The organism is Micromonospora sp. NPDC047074, from assembly GCF_040643815.1.
In the GTDB taxonomy this organism is placed as follows: Bacteria; Actinomycetota; Actinomycetes; order Mycobacteriales; family Micromonosporaceae; genus Micromonospora.
The window spans coordinates 18,065-34,488 of record NZ_JBEYVB010000013.1; the positions used below are offsets into that span (position 1 = coordinate 18,065).

Here is a 16,424-nt window from a genome sequence, read left to right on the forward strand (position 1 = left end):
GGTACGGCCCCGCCTTCCTGCAACAGACAGTAGCCGTCAGTCATTGCCAGCCGACCGGCCGAACCATCGAGCGCAAACCGGGAGTCCGATGAACACGCTGGACAAACAGGCCGATGGCGACCAGCCGGACCGGCCGCAGGTCGGACAACCGAGCACGGCGACTACTTTGGGTAATCGAATTTCCGGCGGAGGCGGTCGCCCGGACGGGCCCTCTCCGCCGGCGCTCGTCGGGCTGCGCACCGCACTGCACCGGTTGTGGACCCCCACCGAGGCGATCCTCTACGCCCTCGGGGTCGGGGCCGGGCAGCACGACCCGGCGGCCGACCTCCACCTCACCACCGAGAACTCCACCGGCCACCACCAACGGGTGCTGCCGACCTTCGCCAGCCTGCTCGCCGCCGACCCGCCGCCCCTTGGCGACCCCGCCACGGTCCGGCACGCCGAGGAGGCGGTGACCCTCTTCCGCCCGCTGCCACCGGCCGGGCAGGTGCACACCACCGCCGCCGTGACCGCGCTGCACGACCAGGGCAGCGGCGCCCTGGTCCAGCAGGTGTCCCAGTTGCGCGACCCGGCGGGTACGGCGCTGGCCACCGTACGCCGGGCGATGTTCGTGATCGGTGCCGGCGGGTTCGGCGGACGCCGCGCCCACGGCACCCCCTGGCACGGGCCGACCGGCCCGCCCGACCACCGGTTCGTCACCACCGTCCGGGCGGACCAGGCGCTGCTCTACCGGCTCAGCGGCGACCGCAACCCGCTGCACTCCGATCCGGCGGTCGCCGGCCGGGCCGGACTGCCCCGGCCGATCCTGCACGGCCTGTGCACCTTCGGCTTCGCCAGCCGGCTCCTGCTGCCCGTCGTCGGCGACGATCCGACCCGCGTCCGGCACGTCCGGGCCCGCTTCACCGCGCCGCTGTACCCGGGCGGCAGGCTGACCGTGCACGCCTGGCGACGCCCGTACGGCGTGGTCTTCCGGGCCGACGACGAGGCCGGGCGGACGGTGCTCGACCGGGGCGTACTGGCGGTCGCAAGCACCCGCTGGACGCCGCCCGACGTCCCGGGGCGCTGACGCCGGCCGCACGAGGCAGTGGCCGGCCGCTCACCCCGGGTGGGCGGCCAGGCCGGCCTCGTACCCGGCGATCACCAACTGCGCCCGGTCGCGGGCCTCCAGCTTGGTGAGCAGGCTCCCGATGTGGGTCTTGAGGGTGCCGCGGCTGATGTGCAGCCGCGCCTCGATCTCGGCGTTGGACAGCCCGCGGGTGATCAGGCCGAGGACGTCGCGCTCGCGCGGGGTCACGCCGTCGAGCGCGCGGCGGGGCCCGGTCCGGTGCAGGGTCGCGGCGATGAGCCGCCGGGTGACGCTCGGGGCGAGCAGCGCCTCCCCGGCGGCGACCGTGTGGATCGCGTCGATCAGCCGGGGCGGGCTGATGTCCTTGAGGACGAAGCCGCTCGCGCCGGCACGCAACGCCCGGTAGACGTGGTCGTCCAGGTCGAAGGTGGTGAGCACCAGGACGCGGGCGGCCGTCGTGGCGGTGATCCGCGCGGTGGCGGCGATGCCGTCGAGGTCGGGCATCCGGACGTCCATGAGGACGACGTCGGGCCGGTTGGCGGCGGCGAGGGCGACCGCCGCGCGGCCCGTGCCGGCCTCTCCGGCGACCACCAGGCCCGGGGTCGCGGTGACGAGCCCGGCGACCGTCTCGCGGAACCGGGGGTCGTCGTCGGCGAGCAGGACCCGGACCGGTTCGCCGGTCATGTCGGGAACGGCAGGGTCGCGCGGACGGCGAACCCGCCCGCCGGTCCGGGGCCGGCGGACAGGCTGCCGCCGTGCCCGGCGATCCGTTCGCGCATGCCCAGCAGCCCGTGCCCGGGCCGGCCGGCGTCACCGGACACCGCGCCGTCGTCGGTGACGGTCAGCGTGAGCGCGTCGGGTGCCACCGCGACGACGACCTGGCACCGGGTGGCTCGGCGGGCGTGCCGACGCACGTTCGTCAACGCCTCCTGGAGGATCCGGTACGCCGAGGCCCGCACACCGGCCGGCACGGACGACAGGTCGCCGCGTTCGATCGTGACGTCGACGCCCGCCGCCCGCGTCCGCTCGACGAGCCCGTCCAGGTCGGTGCCGGACAGCGCGTCGCCGTCGCCCGGGCTCCCCCGCTCGCGCAGGCCGCCCAGGACCGTCCGGACGTCGTCCAGCGCCTCCCGGCCGACCTGCTCGATCATGCGCAGCGCGGCCTCCCGCTCGGCGCCCAGGTGATTGGCCACGGCCGCCCGCATGGTGATCAGGCTCAGGCTGTGCCCGACGGCGTCGTGCACGTCGCGGGCGATCCGGAGCCGTTCCTCGGCGACCGCCCGCGCGGTGTGCAGCGCCGCGAGCTGGGCGGCGTGCTGACGCCGGGTGCGCAGCGCCCAGGCCAGCGCCCAGGTTCCGGCGACGACCGCGGCGCTGTAGGCGGTCACGGTCACCGGCGCGGTGCTGAACGACTCCGCCCCGGCCCGCGGCGCGACGACCGGGAGCCGGGCGGTGACGGCGTCCAGCACGCCGGGCACCAGGATCCCTGCCAGCGCGCCGGCGAGGCCCACGGCCGCGGCCCGGGCCGAGGACAGCGCGACCGGATAGAGCGCGAACGCCACCGCGTAGACCGCGACCTCGCCGCCGATGCCCACGACCAGGGCCGCGGCGGCGGCCAGCACCACCACCACCAGCACCGGGACCGGCCAGCGCCGGCGTACCGCCAGGGGCAGCCCCAGCAGCGCGGCCAGGCACCACACCCACCAGCCGGACACCGGCCTCAGCAGCACGACCGCGGCCATGACCGCCGCCGCGGCGGGAAGGTCGAACGCGATCAGCGCCCACCGCCAGAACCTCACGGCCCCACCGTAGCGGCGGGTGCGGGGCGCACGCCTCGGACCGTGGTCCGATGCGCGCCGGCAGGGCGACGCCCGAGGCTCGGAGGATGCTGGTCCACGCCCTCGTCGCGCTCGCCCTCGCCGTACCGGCGGTACCCGCCCCGACGCCCGCCACCGGTCCCGCCGTCGACGCCGCCTCGATCGACGCCGTCGTCCGCGCGTACCGGGAGGTCACCCGCACACCCGGGGTCGCGGTGGCCGTCACCCGCGGTCGCGACGTGGTGCACGCCGCCGGCTACGGGCGCACCGCCGACGGTACGGCCGTCACCGACCGTACGGTCATGCCCATCGCCTCGTTGAGCAAGTCGATCACCGCGCTCGCGGTGCTGCGGCTGGTGGACGCCGGCCGGGTCCGGTTGGACGCGCCGGTACGCGACCACCTGCCGGAGTTCACCATGGCCGACAGCCGGGCCGCGACGCTCACCGTGCGGCAGTTGCTCGACCACACCTCCGGCATGTCGGACACGACGTACCGGTCGTTCAGCGGGCCCCGCCTGCGCACCCTGGCGGAGGCGGTCGCGTCGATGCGCACCGCCCGCCTGGCGGCGGACCCCGGCACCCGGTTCGAGTACCACAACCCGAACTACCAGGTCGCCGCCCGGCTCGTCGAGGTGGTCGGCGGCGAGCCGTTCGACGTCCACCTGCGCCGGCACGTGTTCTCCCCGCTCGGCATGACCGACAGCCGGACCGTCGACACCGCCGACGACCTGCCCTCCCCCAGCCGCGGCCACCGGATGATCGCCGGCGCGGCCGTCGCGCTGCCCGAGCCGGCGGCCTTCGGCAACGGGTCCGGCGGCGTGCTGAGCACCGCGCGCGACCTGGCCGCCTGGCTGATCGCCCAGCACGACCAGAGCCGGGGCGCCGGCACCCCGCTCGTCTCGCCGGCCGCCGTCGCCGAGCTGCGCCGCCCGTCCGCGCTGAGCTCGTACGCGCTCGGCTGGAACGTCGGCGAGACGCCCTCCGGTGCGCCGCTGGTCGACCACACCGGCGACCTGATCACCTTCACCGCGTACCAGGCGGTGCTGCCCGCGACCGGGCACGGCGTCGCCGTCCTGGCGAACAGCGGCAGCCAGTACGGCGACGCCGTGGACCTCGGCGCCCAGCTCGTCGACCTGATCGAGGGCCGGCCGGTGCCGAGCCCGGCGTCGCCCACGCCGCTCGTCGCGATCGACGCCGTGCTCCTGCTGTGCACCGTCGGTGTCGGGGTCCTGGCCGTCCGTGGGGTCCGGCGCTCGCGCCGGTGGGCCGAGGCGCACCGGCCCGGCCCGGTCGCGGTGGCCCGGCTGGTGCCGTACCTGCTGCCGCTGCCCCTGCTGGTGACGCTGCACCGGGTGGTGGGCTTCCTCTACCGCGGCCGCGACGTCTCCTGGTCGCAGAGCGCCTACCTCTACCCCACCTTCACCCTGCTGCTCGCCGCCGGGTCGCTGGCGGGTGTCGTGGTCGTCGTCGCGCGCCTGGTCCGGTGTGTGTCGGCCTGGCGGGTCAGGTGCCCGCCCGGCCCGGCGCCCCGGTCGTGCTCTCGCGGGCGATGAGCCGGAACGGCGTCTGCACGGTCAGCGGGCCGGTCACCTCGGCGCCCTCGATACGCGCGACGAGCCGGCGTACCGCCAGGCGGGCGATCTCCTCCTTCGCCGGGGCGATGGTGGTCAGGGTGGGAGTGCTGAAGCGCCCCTCCTCGATGTCGTCGATGCCGACGACCGCGACGTCCTCCGGCACGCCACGACCGGCGTCCACGGCGGCCCGGAGGGCACCGATGGCGATCAGGTCGTTGTAGCCGAGCACCGCGTCGGGCGGTTCGTCCAGAGCGAGGAGCTGCCGCATGGCGTGCACGCCGTCCCGCCGGCCGAACCGGGCGGTGACCGCGACCAGTTCCGCCCGGTAGGCCAGCCCCGCCTCGGCCAGCGCCTCCCGGTAGCCGCGTACCCGCAGGTGGGCGGAGTGCCGGTCGTCGCCCCGCCCGGCCCCGACGAAGGCGATCCGCCGCCGTCCCGACTCGACCAGGTGCCGGATCGCCAGGCGACTGGCGGCGACGTTGTCGATGGCGATGTGGTCGTGCGGCACGTCGTGGACCCCCTCGCCGATCAACACCAGTGGGGTGTCGGCTGCGCGGGCCAGCACCTCCTCGCGGCCCACCCGCACCGGGCTGAGGATGAGGCCGTCGATGACGTGCCGTTGCGAGCCGTTCAGCAGCTTCGACTCCGCCTCGTGGTCGGCGGCGGTGTTCTCCATCACGAGCGTGTAGCCGAGCCTGCCGGCCTCGTGGATGGCCACCTCGGCCAACTCCGCGAAGTAGGGATTGGTCAGCTCCGGGATGGCCAGCGCGATCAGTCCGGTCCGGCCGCGGCGCAGGTGCCGTGCGCTCAGGTTGGGTGTGTAGCCGAGCTCGTCGATGGCCGCCTGCACCCGCTGCCGGGTGCGTTCGCCGACCGGGCGGTATCCGTTGACCACGTTGGAGACCGTCGCCAGGGAGACCCCGGCCCGCTCGGCGATGTCCTTCAGGCTGACGCCCACGTACCGGCCCCCTCAGGCGAGCCGCGCCGACATGCATCGACGCGCAGCTATTGACGCGCCGTCCGGCGGGCACCTATAACGTTATAGAGGCGCTCCAAGTTGTCAACAAGATCGCGCCAGCGCCAGGACGGAGTCCCGCCGACACCCGCGCACCCACGGCAAGCCTGATCCTGATCGGCCAGTCCGCCCGAGCCCCACCCCCACCCCGTCGCGCGGGCCCCACACCGCGCCCGCGCCGACCCGTCCACCTCGGAGACGGCATGACACGTCGCGTCCGCATCCGCCCCCTGGCATCGATGGCCACCCTGACCCTGCTGGCCGGCCTGCTCGCGGCGGTTCCCGCCGCACAGGCGGCACCGGCGAAGACACCCCCGCTGACCACGCCGTGGACCAGCCAGGCGCTCAACGGCACACCCCTGCCGGAATACCCACGACCGCAGATGACCCGGCCCGACTGGCTCAACCTCAACGGCGAGTGGCAGCTGCGTCAGTCGGCCACCAACGACGCCCCGCAGTTCAACACCACCCTGCCCGAGCGGGTGAACGTGCCGTTCCCGGTGGAGAGCGCCCTCTCCGGCGTCCAGCGGGCCGCGAACGACAACCGCCACTACCTGTTCTACCGGCGCACCTTCACCGTGCCGGCCGGCTGGTCCGGCCGCCGTACCCTGCTGCACTTCGGCGCGGTCGACTGGCAGAGCACGGTCTGGGTCAACGGCGCGCAGGTCGGCGGGCACACCGGCGGCTACGACGCCTTCACCTTCGACGTCACGCCGCACCTCAACGGCGGCACGAACGAGATCGTCGTCAAGGCGTGGGACCCCACCGACAGCCGCCAGAACGGCAGCCTGCCCCCGATCGGCAAGCAGACCAAGACCCCGGGCGGCATCTTCTACACGCCCAACTCCGGCATCTGGCAGACCGTCTGGCTGGAACCCGTACCGACCGCGTCGATCAGCAGCGTGGACGTCTACCCCAACCTCGCCGACAACACCCTGCGGGTGCGGGTGTTCGCCCGCGGCGACGTGACCGGGCACAGTGTCCTCGCCGAGGCGTTGAACGGGGCCACGGTCGTCGGCTCGGCCACCGGCGGCTTCACCGACTTCAGCGTGCCGGTGCCGAACGCCCGCCGGTGGTCCCCGGACGATCCGTTCCTCTACCACCTGCGGGTGACGCTGCGCGGCCCCGGCGGCGCCCAGGTGGACCGGACGACGCACTACTTCGGCATGCGGGAGATCACCACCGGCGTGGTCGGCGGCGTGCTGCGCCCGAAGCTCAACGGCCAGTTCGTGTTCCAGGCCGGCACCCTCGACCAGGGTTACTGGCCGGACGGGCTCTACACCGCGCCCACCGACGCGGCGCTCGCCTTCGACCTGCAGAAACACAAGGATCTCGGGTTCAACATGGTGCGCAAGCACATCAAGGTCGAGCCGCAGCGGTGGTTCTACCACGCCGACCGTCTCGGCCTGCTGGTGTGGCAGGACGTCCCGTCGATGACCGCCCAGGACATCAACGCCGACAACGCCCAGCAGGCGCAGTTCGAGGCCGAGGCGCGGGAGATCGTCGACGAGCACCGCAGTTCCCCCTCGGTGGTCGCCTACACCGTCTACAACGAGGGGTGGGGTGAGCGCGCCCTCGCCGACACCCAGCGGGTCGGCCAGAACGTGAAGAACCAGGACCCGACCCGGCTGGTGAACGTGCACAGCGGTCACAACTGCTGCCAGTCCCTCGGCAACCCCGGCAACGGGGACATCGACGACTGGCACATGTACCTCGGCCCGGCCTCGCCGAGCCCGTCGGCGACCCGGGTCGCGGTGCTCGGCGAGTTCGGCGGCCTGGGGCTGCGGACGCCGGGCCACGAGTACAGCCCGACCGGCAGCTTCTTCGCCTACGAGTGGCAGCCGAACTCCACCGCCCTCACCGACCGCTACGTCGGCCTGGTGCAGGGCACCCAGAACCTGATGCTCGGCACGGGCCTCAGCGCCTCGGTCTACACCGAGATCACCGACCTCGAGGGCGAGCTGAACGGCTTCCTCACCTACGACCGCCGGATCGTCAAGATGGACGAGGCCCGGGTCCGCGCGGCGAACCAGGCACTGATCAACGCGTCCAGGTCCCTCGGCGCCAATCAGCCGGTCGCGCTACCGGTCAACACCCGCCGATCGTTGCAGGTGACCACACCAGGGCACACGAACAGGTACCTCCGGCACCAGGACAGCCTCGCGTACACCGAGGTGGTCGACGCCGGCAGCAGCACGCTGCTGAAGAACGACGCCACCTACACGATCCGGGCCGGGTTGGCCGACGCGCGCTGCTACTCCTTCGAGTCGGTGAACTATCCCGGGCAGTACCTCCGCCACGCCGAATCCCGGGTCCGCAACTCACCCAACGACGGTTCGGCGCTGATGCGCGCCGACGCCACCTGGTGCGCCCGCACCGGGCTCACCGGCGGTGGCGTGTCGCTGGAGTCGTACAACTTCCGGGGCTCGTTCCTGCGCCACCACAACTCGGAGGTCTGGCTGAGCAACGGCGCCGGTGGCGCGGCGTACAACACACCCGCGCTCTGGGCCGCGGACAGCACCTGGAACTTCGCCGGCCCCTGGGCCCCCTGAGTGTAAGGAAGGGCCCCTTCCTATCGCCTAGGCGATAGGAAGGGGCCCTTCCTTACACTCGCTGGTACTCCTCCCAGGTCTGCTTCGGGGTCACCGCCGGGCCGTCGTCGGCGCCCCGGTTGGCCAGCCCGTTGCGGCCGAGGTAGTAGTCGCCGGCCTGGTGCTGGGCGGCGAGGGACTGGTCGGTGTCGGCCAGGGCGATGGCGTGGATGTGGTACGGCCAGTCCCCCTGCGCGGGGGTGCGCAGCCACGCCGCGAAACCCACCCGGCGCAACCGGCTGACGACCGTGGTCCGGTAGGTGGTGGACATGCCGCTGACGGAGAGGTCCAGGGCGCCGCCACCGTCGTGGGTGCCGGCGGAGGTCGGGTCGCTGAGGCTGTACGAGCCCTGGGTGATCGTCAACTGCCCGCCGAGCAGCCGCTCGGCCTCGAGCAACATCGCCCTGGTACGCGTGTTGACCTGCGCGCCGCGAAAGGAGACGACGCTGCCCGGCGACAGCACCCGGGTCACCGTGAACCGCTGCTCCCCCAGTGCGCGCAGCGACGTCTGCCCGGGCAGACCGGTGGCGTCGAGTCCCGAGTAGCCGAGAGAGCGTTGGTAGGCGGCGTAGGCCGCGACGGTGCTGGTGCCGAAGTGGCCGTCGACGTAGGTGGCCGAGAGGAAGCCCTTGGCCTGCAGCGCTCGCTCCACCGCCAGGACGCTGTCCTTGCTACCCGCGGTGATCGCCGAGTCGGCACGACGCGGGTCGATCTGGGCGGCCTTGATGAGCGCCTCCATGTCGACCACGGGAAGGGCGGCGTGGGCGGCCCGCCCCGTGACCGCTGACCCGACCGCGGCAGCCGCGGTGGTTGCCAGCAAAGTTCTCCTGGTGAGCACTTGTCCTCCCGGATGGCCACTCTTGAAGAAGGTCTTCCATGCCTCGATGCATGGTGGCAGGAAACTTCACCGCGCGGAAGCGGGCCTCCGGCGCGACGAGGCGCCCCCGCCCTCCCGCACCCTGCTATTGCCATCGCTCGATGTGTGGTTAGATTCCTTCACTGACAACGACCATACGTAGAAATCCTTCAAAGGAGATCCTGGATGAGAAGGCCCACCGCATGGCTGTTGAGCCTCACCACCGCAGTCGGGCTCACCATCGCGCACGGATCGGCGGTTGCGGCGGAGCCGGCGGCGATCGCGCAGCCGCAGTCCATGGCGGCGGCGGCCGCTCCGCAGCCCGGCACCTACGTCGGTAAGGGGTTCGACACCTGCACCGCCCCGTCGCAGGCGGCGATGGACGCGTGGCGCAGAAGCTCGCCGTACGGTGCGGTGGGCATCTACATCAGCGGGGCCAGCCGGACGTGCGCGCAGCCCAACCTGACCCCGACCTGGGTCAGCAGGCAGATCGCCAACGGCTGGCGGCTGATCCCGATCGAGCTCGGCTACCAGGCGCCGTGCGGCAGCCGCGCGCCGAAGATGTCCGCCGACCCGACCACCGCGCGGTCGCAGGGCAGGACCGCCGCCGACAGCGCCGCCAACGCCGCACAGGCCTTGGGCATCGGCGCCGGCAGCACCATCTACAACGACATCGAGCACTACCCGACGACCGCGGCGTGCCGCGCCGCCGTGCTGTCGTTCCTGTCCGGCTGGGTCGACCGGCTGCACGTCCGGGGCTACCTGGCCGGCGTGTACTCCAGCGGCTCCTCCGGGATCAGGGACGTCTGCCTCGAGTACAACAACACCAGCTACACCCGGCTCGACCAGATCTGGATCGCCTGGTGGAACGGCGTGGCCGACACCGACGCCGGGGACTACTGCTCCGACGCCTACTACGCCAACCACCAGCGGCTGCACCAGTACGCCGGAGACGTGACGGAGACCTGGGGCGGCGTGACGATCAAGATCGACCGCAACTACCTGGACGTGAGCACGACCCAGCAGCCGCCGCCCCAGCAGTGGACCACCACCGTGGACAACACCACGTCCGGCCGGTTCACGGCGAGCACCGCCTGGGGCACGTCGTCGTACTCCAGCGCGCGGTTCGGCACGGACTACCGCTTCGCCGACCCGACGTCGGCCAGTGACGTCGCCTGGTACAAGGCGAACATCCCCGAGACCGGCACCTACGAGATCTCGGTCTGGTACCCGGCCGACGCCGGATACAACAACCAGACGCCGTACATCGTGGCCACGGCCTCCGGCAACCAGTCCGTCACCGTCAACCAGCGCCTCAACGGGGGGCGATGGGTGTCGATCGGAGTGTTCACCCTCAGCGCCGGCGACGGCAACAAGGTCGGGGTGAGCCGCTGGACCGCCGGCACCGGCTACGTGGTCGCGGACGCGGTGCGGATCACCCGCACCTGACGGCCGCCTCGGTGACCGCTCCCGGCCCCCGGTCGGGGGCGGTCACCAGCCGTCGGCGTCGGCGGTCAGGTCGAAGTCGACCGTGACGGGCGCCCGTCCCACCCGGACCGGGGCCGCGTCGGTGAACCCGCTACCGCCGGGATGCCAGCGCCCCGGGCCGGTGGCGCAGTCGCAGCGGAGCCTGACCCGCTGCCCGGGGAGCACCGGAAGGTCGTACGACGGGCCGACGTCCACCGCACCGGCGACGTCCCCGGTGACGGCGTCGAACGCGACGACCGTGCTGTAGGTCGCCAGCTCGTCGGCGCGGATCGACCCGCGTACGGCGGTCGGCCTCCGCAGGGCCTGGTGCAGCGTGGCGGTGCCGCCGGGGCGCACCCGGACCGCCCGGGCCAGCAGCGGGTTTCCGACACCCCCGGACCACTGGGTCGCGATCCGCGCGCCGGAGAACCGCAACGCCCAGTCGTACGGCCCCAGCCCCGTCACCGTGTACCGGCCGGTGTCGTCGGTGATCGGGACGTCCGGGCTGTACTTCGGGTGCGGCACGAACGGCACCACGGCGACCTGCACGCCCGCGACCGGTGATCCGGTCGCCGCGTCGCTGACCACGCCCGAGATCTGGCCGGGCGGGTCGAGCCGCACCCGGGGAGCGACGGTCGTGGTGCCGGCGGCGACCGAGACCACCCATGCCTGGTGCCGCTGCCCGGTGCCGCCGCGCCCGCCGACCCACTGCCGCCCGTACCGCCCGGTCTCGTAGGGCTGGGCGAAGAGTCGGTAGCGCCCCGGCTCCACCCCGGACACCGCGATCCGGCCCCGGTCGTCGGTGCAGCCGGCGGACCTGCCGAGTTGGCTCTCGCCCACGTACACCGCGGTGAGCCGGTCGGGATCCAGGGGCACGAGACTCACACAGGCGCGGGCCGGCTCGCCGGTGCGGGCGTCCCGGACCGCCGTCGTCACGCTGCCGGTGGCCGCCGACGCGGCGCGACCGGGCACCGCCGGACCGAGGACACCCGGCGGCAGGAGGAGCGCGGCGGCCAGGCCGGCCGCCACCCGGACCCGCGACCGGACCAGTGGATCAGGCATCGACGACTCCCGACGGGGTGGGCGGGCACGGCTGTCGCCCACCGTAGCCACCGCGTACCGTCCGGGCTGTCGGATCAGGGACCGGCCGGCACGCTCCATGGCTTGCAGCCGGGCGCCCGCCGGTCAGGCCCACCACGGCTCACGCCGGCAGGATCCCGTACCGACGGGTGGTCGTCGGGTCTCGGCGGGCCGCCTCGGACAGCTCCGGTTCGAGCATCGCGCGCAGGGCGACGGAGGCGCTGACGCCGAAGGCGTCGAGCCTGGGCGGAGCACCCTGCCGGCCGCCGGCAGCCCAGGCCCGCCACGCCGCCGCCAACTCCCGATCCTCCGCCGTGCGGTCCTCGCCCGCCGCCCTGCGCTGGGCCGCGCCGATGAACGCCAGCGCGGCACGTTGCGCGGAGAGCGCCTCGGGCCCGAGGTGATCGGCACCGTGGACCAGGTGGTACTCGTGACCGATGTCAAGATCCCAGAGCGCCCGATGGAGCTGCTCGGTGCCGTCGTGCATCGCGAACACGTCGACGTCGCCGCACCGGAGGAAGATCGGCAAGCCGCTGGCGCGAACAGCGTCGGCGTTGCCCCGCAGGCGGTGCAGGACGCTGTTGGCGGCGAAGCCACCGCCCGCTCCGGCCATCTCGCCGCTTAGCAGGGCCAGTACGTCGAGGGCGTTGCGTGGTCGCAACTCCTCGGGCGCCAGGACGGGTAACAGGGCAGGAGCGACTGCCGCCACCGCGAGCCACCGTGCCGGCTCCGCGAAGGCGATCTTCAGCGCGCCGTAGCCGCCCATCGACGCACCCAGCAAGGACGTCCGGGCCGGATCGGCGCCGTACTCCTTCTCCAGCAGGCGGGGGAAGGCCGCGGCGACCAGACTCTCCCAGCCGTTGCCGGGGTGGTCGATGTAGAAACCGCCGGCCGTGGGGGTCGAGGCGCTGGCGATCACGGATCGGGGCAGCGATCCGTCGGCCCACATGTCGTCGACGATCGGCTGCACCATGGCCAGGACGTCGCTCGTCGAGTTCGCGCCGTGCAGGAGCAGGATCAGGGGCAGTGTCGCGTCGCTCGTCCGGCCGGCCGGCGTGAGCACCGCGTACGGCACGTCCCCTTCCACCAGCGGATCTCTGAAGACGCCGCGCGTGAGACGGCTGCTCATGGCTCCCACCCTCGCACGGACCGACGGCCGGGCCAACGCATTAACCCGGTGCGGCGAGCCCGACTTTCCGCCGATCGATCGAAAGCGCGGGTGACTCCGACCAAACATCTAGACATTTAGATGAAAGAATCTTATTGTTGCCTCGCCAGGCAGCGGCGTGCCGGGCCAACCGTCAGGACATGGCAACCGATGTCCGTTCGTTGACCGGGCGCGCCGCTGTGCCGGAGCCGGCACGTCGACGACGTACGTCGTTGTCCCGCTCCCCTGGAGGAAACGATGCTCGTACCGTCCCGACGAGCGCGCGCACCCATCGCGGGCTTCTTCGCCGCCGTGGTCGCCGCGGCCAGCCTGTGGCTGTCGCCAACGGATGCGGCGGCCGCGCCGCCGCCCCAGGAACCCGGTGTCACCCTGCGGACCTTCGACCTGCAGGTGCCGCTGGACAAGCTCTGCACGCTCAAGGCCGGCCAGACCCCGAACGTCGACAAGCTCATGCCGACGGTCAACTGGAGCAGCGCCGCCGACTTCGGCATCGAGGACAACTTCCTGGTCCACGTCCTCGGCAACGTCAGCATCACCCAGGCCGGTAGCTACACCTTCCGGCTGATCAGCGACGACGGGTCACGTCTGCTGATCGACGACGCCCTGCTCATCGACCACGACGGCGTGCACGGCCCGGCGCCCAAGGACGGCACCGTCAGCCTGACCGCCGGGTACCACTCGCTGCGCATCGAGCACTTCGAGCGTACGGGCGGCCAGCAGCTCACGTTGCAGTGGCAGACGCCCGGCTCCACCTCGTTCGTGAACGTCCCGACCTCGGCCCTGAGCACCGACGCCGGCGTCGTCCGGGTGACCGCCCCGGGCCGCAAGGAGTGCGAGGCCAGCGGCGACTCGCCCGGCGACGGGCTGCCGCTGACCTCGGTGCACCCGAACTACACCCTGACGGACCTGCGCCCGAGTGGCTTCCAGCCGCAGGTCACCGGGTTCGACTGGTTCCCCGACGGCCGGCTGGCCGTGGCCACCTGGGGCGGCTCCCTGACCACCGTGGGCGAGGTGTGGATCCTCGGCAACGTCACCGGCAACACCAGCCCCGGCCAGGTGACCCGGCAGCGGGTCGCGACCGGGCTCCAGGAGCCGATGGGGCTCAAGATCGTCGACGGGAAGATCTACGTCTCGGAGAAGGCGAAGCTCACCGAACTGAACGACACCAACGGTGACGGGGTGACCGACCAGTACCGTACGGTCGCCACCTGGCCGTTCGGCAGCAACTTCCACGAGTTCGGGTTCGGCCTGCTCTACCAGGACGGCTACTTCTACCTGAACCTGTCGGTCTCCATCAACTACGGCGGCGCCACGACCGATCCGCAGCCGGCCCCGAACCGGGGCACCACCATCAGGGTGAACCGGAGCACCGGCGCGATCGACTACGTGGCCGGCGGGCTGCGCACCCCGCACGGCATCGGCTGGGGCCCCGAGGGCGGCATCTTCGTCACCGACAACCAGGGTGGCTGGCTGCCGTCGTCGAAGCTCGTGCACGTCAAGCAGGGCCGCTTCTTCAACCACTACATGAACCCGGCCGGCCCGTTCGACAACCACCCGGTCACCCAGCCGGTCCTCTGGCTGCCGCAGAACGAGATCGGCAACTCGCCGAGCACCCCGGTCATGCTCAACCAGGGCCCGTTCGCCGGGCAGATGGTCATCGGCGACGTCACCTACGGCGGGCTCCAGCGCGCGTACCTGGAGAAGGTCAACGGCGAGTACCAGGGCGCGCTGTTCCGGATGACCCAGGGCCTGGAGGCGGGGGTGTCCGAGGTTTCCGTCGGCCCCGACGGCGCCATCTACACCGGCGGCCTGCACGGCGGCGGCAACTGGGGGCAGGAGGGCAAGCTCAGCTACGGCCTGCAGAAGATCAGCCCCAACGGCAGCAACAACTTCGACATGCTGGCGATGCGGGCCACCCCCAACGGCTTCCAGATCGAGTACACCCACCCCCTCTCGGCGGCGACCGCCACCGCGCTGGCCACCAAGTACCGGGTGAAGCAGTGGCGCTACGTGCCGACGGCCGCGTACGGCGGGCCGAAGGTCGACGAGGAGACCCTGTCGGTCACCTCGGCCACCCTGTCGGCCGACGGAAAGACCGTCACGTTGGCGATCAACGGCCTCAAGCCCGGCCGCGTCGTGCACGTCCGCTCGCCCCGGCCGTTCTCGGCCACCAACGGCCAGTCCCTGTGGAGCACCGAGGTCTGGTACACGCTCAACGCCATCCCCGGTCAGCAGCCACCCGTCAACCTCGCGCTCGGCAGGGCGGCGACCGCCGACAGCTCGTGCTCGCCCACCGAGGGCCCGGCCAAGGCCGTCAACGGGACGACCACCAGCGGCAACCTCGACAAGTGGTGCTCGCTGGGCACCAACAAGTGGCTGCAGGTCGACCTCGGCAGCAGCCAGAGCCTGAACCGCTTCGTCGTACGCCACGCCGGCGCCGGCGGCGAGAACACCGCCTGGAACACCCGCGACTTCACCATCCAGACCAGCACCAACGGCACCACCTGGACCACCGTCACGAACGTCACCGGCAACACGGCCAACACCACCACCCACGACATCCCGACCACCCAGGCCAGATACGTCCGACTCGCCATCACCGCCGCCACCAGCACCACGGACAACGCCGCCCGGATCTACGAGTTCGAGGCCTACGGTGGTCAGGTGTCGACCACGAACCTCGCGCTGGGCAAGGCGGCGACCGCCGACAGCTCGTGCTCGGCCACCGAGGGCCCGGCCAAGGCGGTGAACGGCAGCGTGAGCGGCGGGAACAGCGACAAGTGGTGCTCGTCGGGCGCCAGCAAGTGGCTGCAGGTCGACCTCGGCGCCAGCCAGAGCCTGAACCGCTTCGTCGTACGCCACGCGGGCGCCGGCGGCGAGAACACCGCCTGGAACACCCGCGACTTCACCATCCAGACCAGCACCAACGGCACCACCTGGACCACCGTCACGACAGTCACCGGCAACACGGCCAACACCACCACCCACGACATCCCGACCACCCAGGCCAGATACGTCCGACTCGCCATCACCGCCCCCACCAGCACCACGGACGGCGCCGCCCGGATCTACGAGTTCGAGGCGCACGGCCCCGTGGTCAACCCCGGCCGCGTGACGCTCTTCGACGGGGCCAACCTGGCGAACTTCGAGAGCACCAGCGGCACCCCCGCGACGTGGCCGGTCGCCAACGGCTCCATGGAGGTGCTCGGCGGTGACATCCGCAGCAAGCAGGCCTTCGGCGACTTCCGGCTGCACGTCGAGTTCTGGCTGCCCAACCTTCCGCCGGACGTCACCGGCCAGGCCCGCGCCAACAGCGGCATCTATCTCCAGGACCGCTACGAACTCCAGGTCCTGGACTCGTTCGGCGACACCACCCCCGCCAACAACGAGTGCGGCTCGATCTACGGGAAGATCGCGCCGTCCGTCATCGCGGCCAGCGCCCCGGAGACGTGGCAGACCTACGACGTCACCTTCCGCGCGGCCCGCTTCAACGCCTCCGGGGTCAAGACGGAGAACGCCCGCGTCACGGTCGTGTGGAACGGCGTCACCGTGCACAACAACGCGGTGATCGACGGGCCCACGGGCAACGGCGCCCCGGAGGGACCCGCCGTGGGGCCGATCCGGTTGCAGGACCACGGCGACCCGGGCGCCAACGTCCGTTACCGCAACATCTGGGTCGAGCCGTTGAGCTGACCAGTTCCCGATGGGGAGGACGGCCCGCCGGCCGTCCTCCCCGTCGGGCTGCCCCGGGCCGCACGCCCGGCGACGCCGGGTCCGGTCGCAGCCGACG

11 protein-coding genes are annotated in these 16,424 nt (G+C 72.4%); 5 read left to right on the forward strand and 6 right to left on the reverse strand.

Translation table 11 applies throughout. From position 1 onward, the window contains the following. Positions 1-88: 88 nt before the first annotated feature. A complete protein-coding gene (locus tag ABZ809_RS18105; RefSeq protein WP_357563653.1) occupies positions 89-1,066 on the forward strand; it encodes a MaoC/PaaZ C-terminal domain-containing protein in 978 nt (325 codons plus the stop codon). 30 nt (positions 1,067-1,096) lie between these two features. Here ABZ809_RS18105 and ABZ809_RS18110 read toward each other — a convergent pair whose 3' ends face one another. Together ABZ809_RS18110 and ABZ809_RS18115 are read right to left on the reverse strand one after the other, a co-directional pair. After that, complete coding sequence (locus tag ABZ809_RS18110; RefSeq protein ID WP_357563654.1) at positions 1,097-1,750, reverse strand: response regulator transcription factor; 654 nt, start codon at positions 1,748-1,750, stop codon at positions 1,097-1,099. Continuing rightward, the gene (locus ABZ809_RS18115) at positions 1,747-2,865 is read right to left on the reverse strand and encodes a sensor histidine kinase (protein WP_357563655.1); all 1,119 of its coding nucleotides are present in this window, start codon (positions 2,863-2,865) and stop codon (positions 1,747-1,749) included. The genes ABZ809_RS18110 and ABZ809_RS18115 overlap by 4 nt, the downstream gene beginning before the upstream one ends. Positions 2,866-2,951: 86 nt before the next feature. On the opposite strand from ABZ809_RS18115, the gene ABZ809_RS18120 reads away from it, so the two are divergent. Then, on the forward strand, positions 2,952-4,436 hold the full coding sequence (locus ABZ809_RS18120) for a serine hydrolase domain-containing protein (RefSeq protein WP_357563656.1): 1,485 nt from the start codon (positions 2,952-2,954) through the stop codon (positions 4,434-4,436). Here the strand turns inward: ABZ809_RS18120 and ABZ809_RS18125 are convergent. Further along, positions 4,387-5,415, reverse strand: coding sequence for a LacI family DNA-binding transcriptional regulator (locus ABZ809_RS18125; protein ID WP_357563657.1), 1,029 nt, complete (start codon positions 5,413-5,415; stop codon positions 4,387-4,389). The genes ABZ809_RS18120 and ABZ809_RS18125 overlap by 50 nt on opposite strands. A 260-nt stretch (positions 5,416-5,675) precedes the next feature. On the opposite strand from ABZ809_RS18125, the gene ABZ809_RS18130 reads away from it, so the two are divergent. Further along, positions 5,676-8,024, forward strand: coding sequence for an AbfB domain-containing protein (locus ABZ809_RS18130; RefSeq protein ID WP_357563658.1), 2,349 nt, complete (start codon positions 5,676-5,678; stop codon positions 8,022-8,024). A gap of 52 nt (positions 8,025-8,076) precedes the next feature. On the opposite strand, the gene ABZ809_RS18135 is transcribed toward ABZ809_RS18130, so the two are convergent. Further along, positions 8,077-8,883, reverse strand: coding sequence for a peptidoglycan-binding domain-containing protein (locus tag ABZ809_RS18135; protein ID WP_357563659.1), 807 nt, complete (start codon positions 8,881-8,883; stop codon positions 8,077-8,079). A gap of 222 nt (positions 8,884-9,105) precedes the next feature. Here ABZ809_RS18135 and ABZ809_RS18140 point away from each other — a divergent pair, with 222 nt between their 5' ends. Beyond that, complete coding sequence (locus ABZ809_RS18140) at positions 9,106-10,368, forward strand: glycoside hydrolase domain-containing protein (protein ID WP_357563660.1); 1,263 nt, start codon at positions 9,106-9,108, stop codon at positions 10,366-10,368. Positions 10,369-10,410: 42 nt separating this feature from the next. On the opposite strand, the gene ABZ809_RS18145 is transcribed toward ABZ809_RS18140, so the two are convergent. Together ABZ809_RS18145 and ABZ809_RS18150 are read right to left on the reverse strand one after the other, a co-directional pair. Next, positions 10,411-11,448 (reverse strand): carboxypeptidase-like regulatory domain-containing protein, encoded by a 1,038-nt coding sequence (locus tag ABZ809_RS18145; protein WP_357563661.1) that lies wholly within the window; start codon positions 11,446-11,448, stop codon positions 10,411-10,413. 139 nt (positions 11,449-11,587) lie between these two features. Continuing rightward, positions 11,588-12,595: an alpha/beta hydrolase-fold protein gene (locus ABZ809_RS18150; RefSeq protein WP_357563662.1), complete on the reverse strand. Its 1,008-nt coding sequence runs from the start codon at positions 12,593-12,595 to the stop codon at positions 11,588-11,590. A gap of 276 nt (positions 12,596-12,871) precedes the next feature. On the opposite strand from ABZ809_RS18150, the gene ABZ809_RS18155 reads away from it, so the two are divergent. Next, on the forward strand, positions 12,872-16,327 hold the full coding sequence (locus ABZ809_RS18155) for a discoidin domain-containing protein (protein WP_357563663.1): 3,456 nt from the start codon (positions 12,872-12,874) through the stop codon (positions 16,325-16,327). Positions 16,328-16,424 lie beyond the last annotated feature (97 nt).

What these genes read in the sequence shown, in the direction of transcription:
- ABZ809_RS18105 (WP_357563653.1), top strand. Translation starts at nt 89, where the DNA reads ATGAACACGCTGGACAAACAGGCCGATGGCGACCAGCCGGACCGGCCG.
- ABZ809_RS18110 (WP_357563654.1), bottom strand. Translation starts at nt 1,750, where the DNA reads ATGACCGGCGAACCGGTCCGGGTCCTGCTCGCCGACGACGACCCCCGG.
- ABZ809_RS18120 (WP_357563656.1), top strand. Translation starts at nt 2,952, where the DNA reads ATGCTGGTCCACGCCCTCGTCGCGCTCGCCCTCGCCGTACCGGCGGTA.
- ABZ809_RS18130 (WP_357563658.1), top strand. Translation starts at nt 5,676, where the DNA reads ATGACACGTCGCGTCCGCATCCGCCCCCTGGCATCGATGGCCACCCTG.
- ABZ809_RS18140 (WP_357563660.1), top strand. Translation starts at nt 9,106, where the DNA reads ATGAGAAGGCCCACCGCATGGCTGTTGAGCCTCACCACCGCAGTCGGG.
- ABZ809_RS18145 (WP_357563661.1), bottom strand. Translation starts at nt 11,448, where the DNA reads ATGCCTGATCCACTGGTCCGGTCGCGGGTCCGGGTGGCGGCCGGCCTG.
- ABZ809_RS18150 (WP_357563662.1), bottom strand. Translation starts at nt 12,595, where the DNA reads ATGAGCAGCCGTCTCACGCGCGGCGTCTTCAGAGATCCGCTGGTGGAA.
- ABZ809_RS18155 (WP_357563663.1), top strand. Translation starts at nt 12,872, where the DNA reads ATGCTCGTACCGTCCCGACGAGCGCGCGCACCCATCGCGGGCTTCTTC.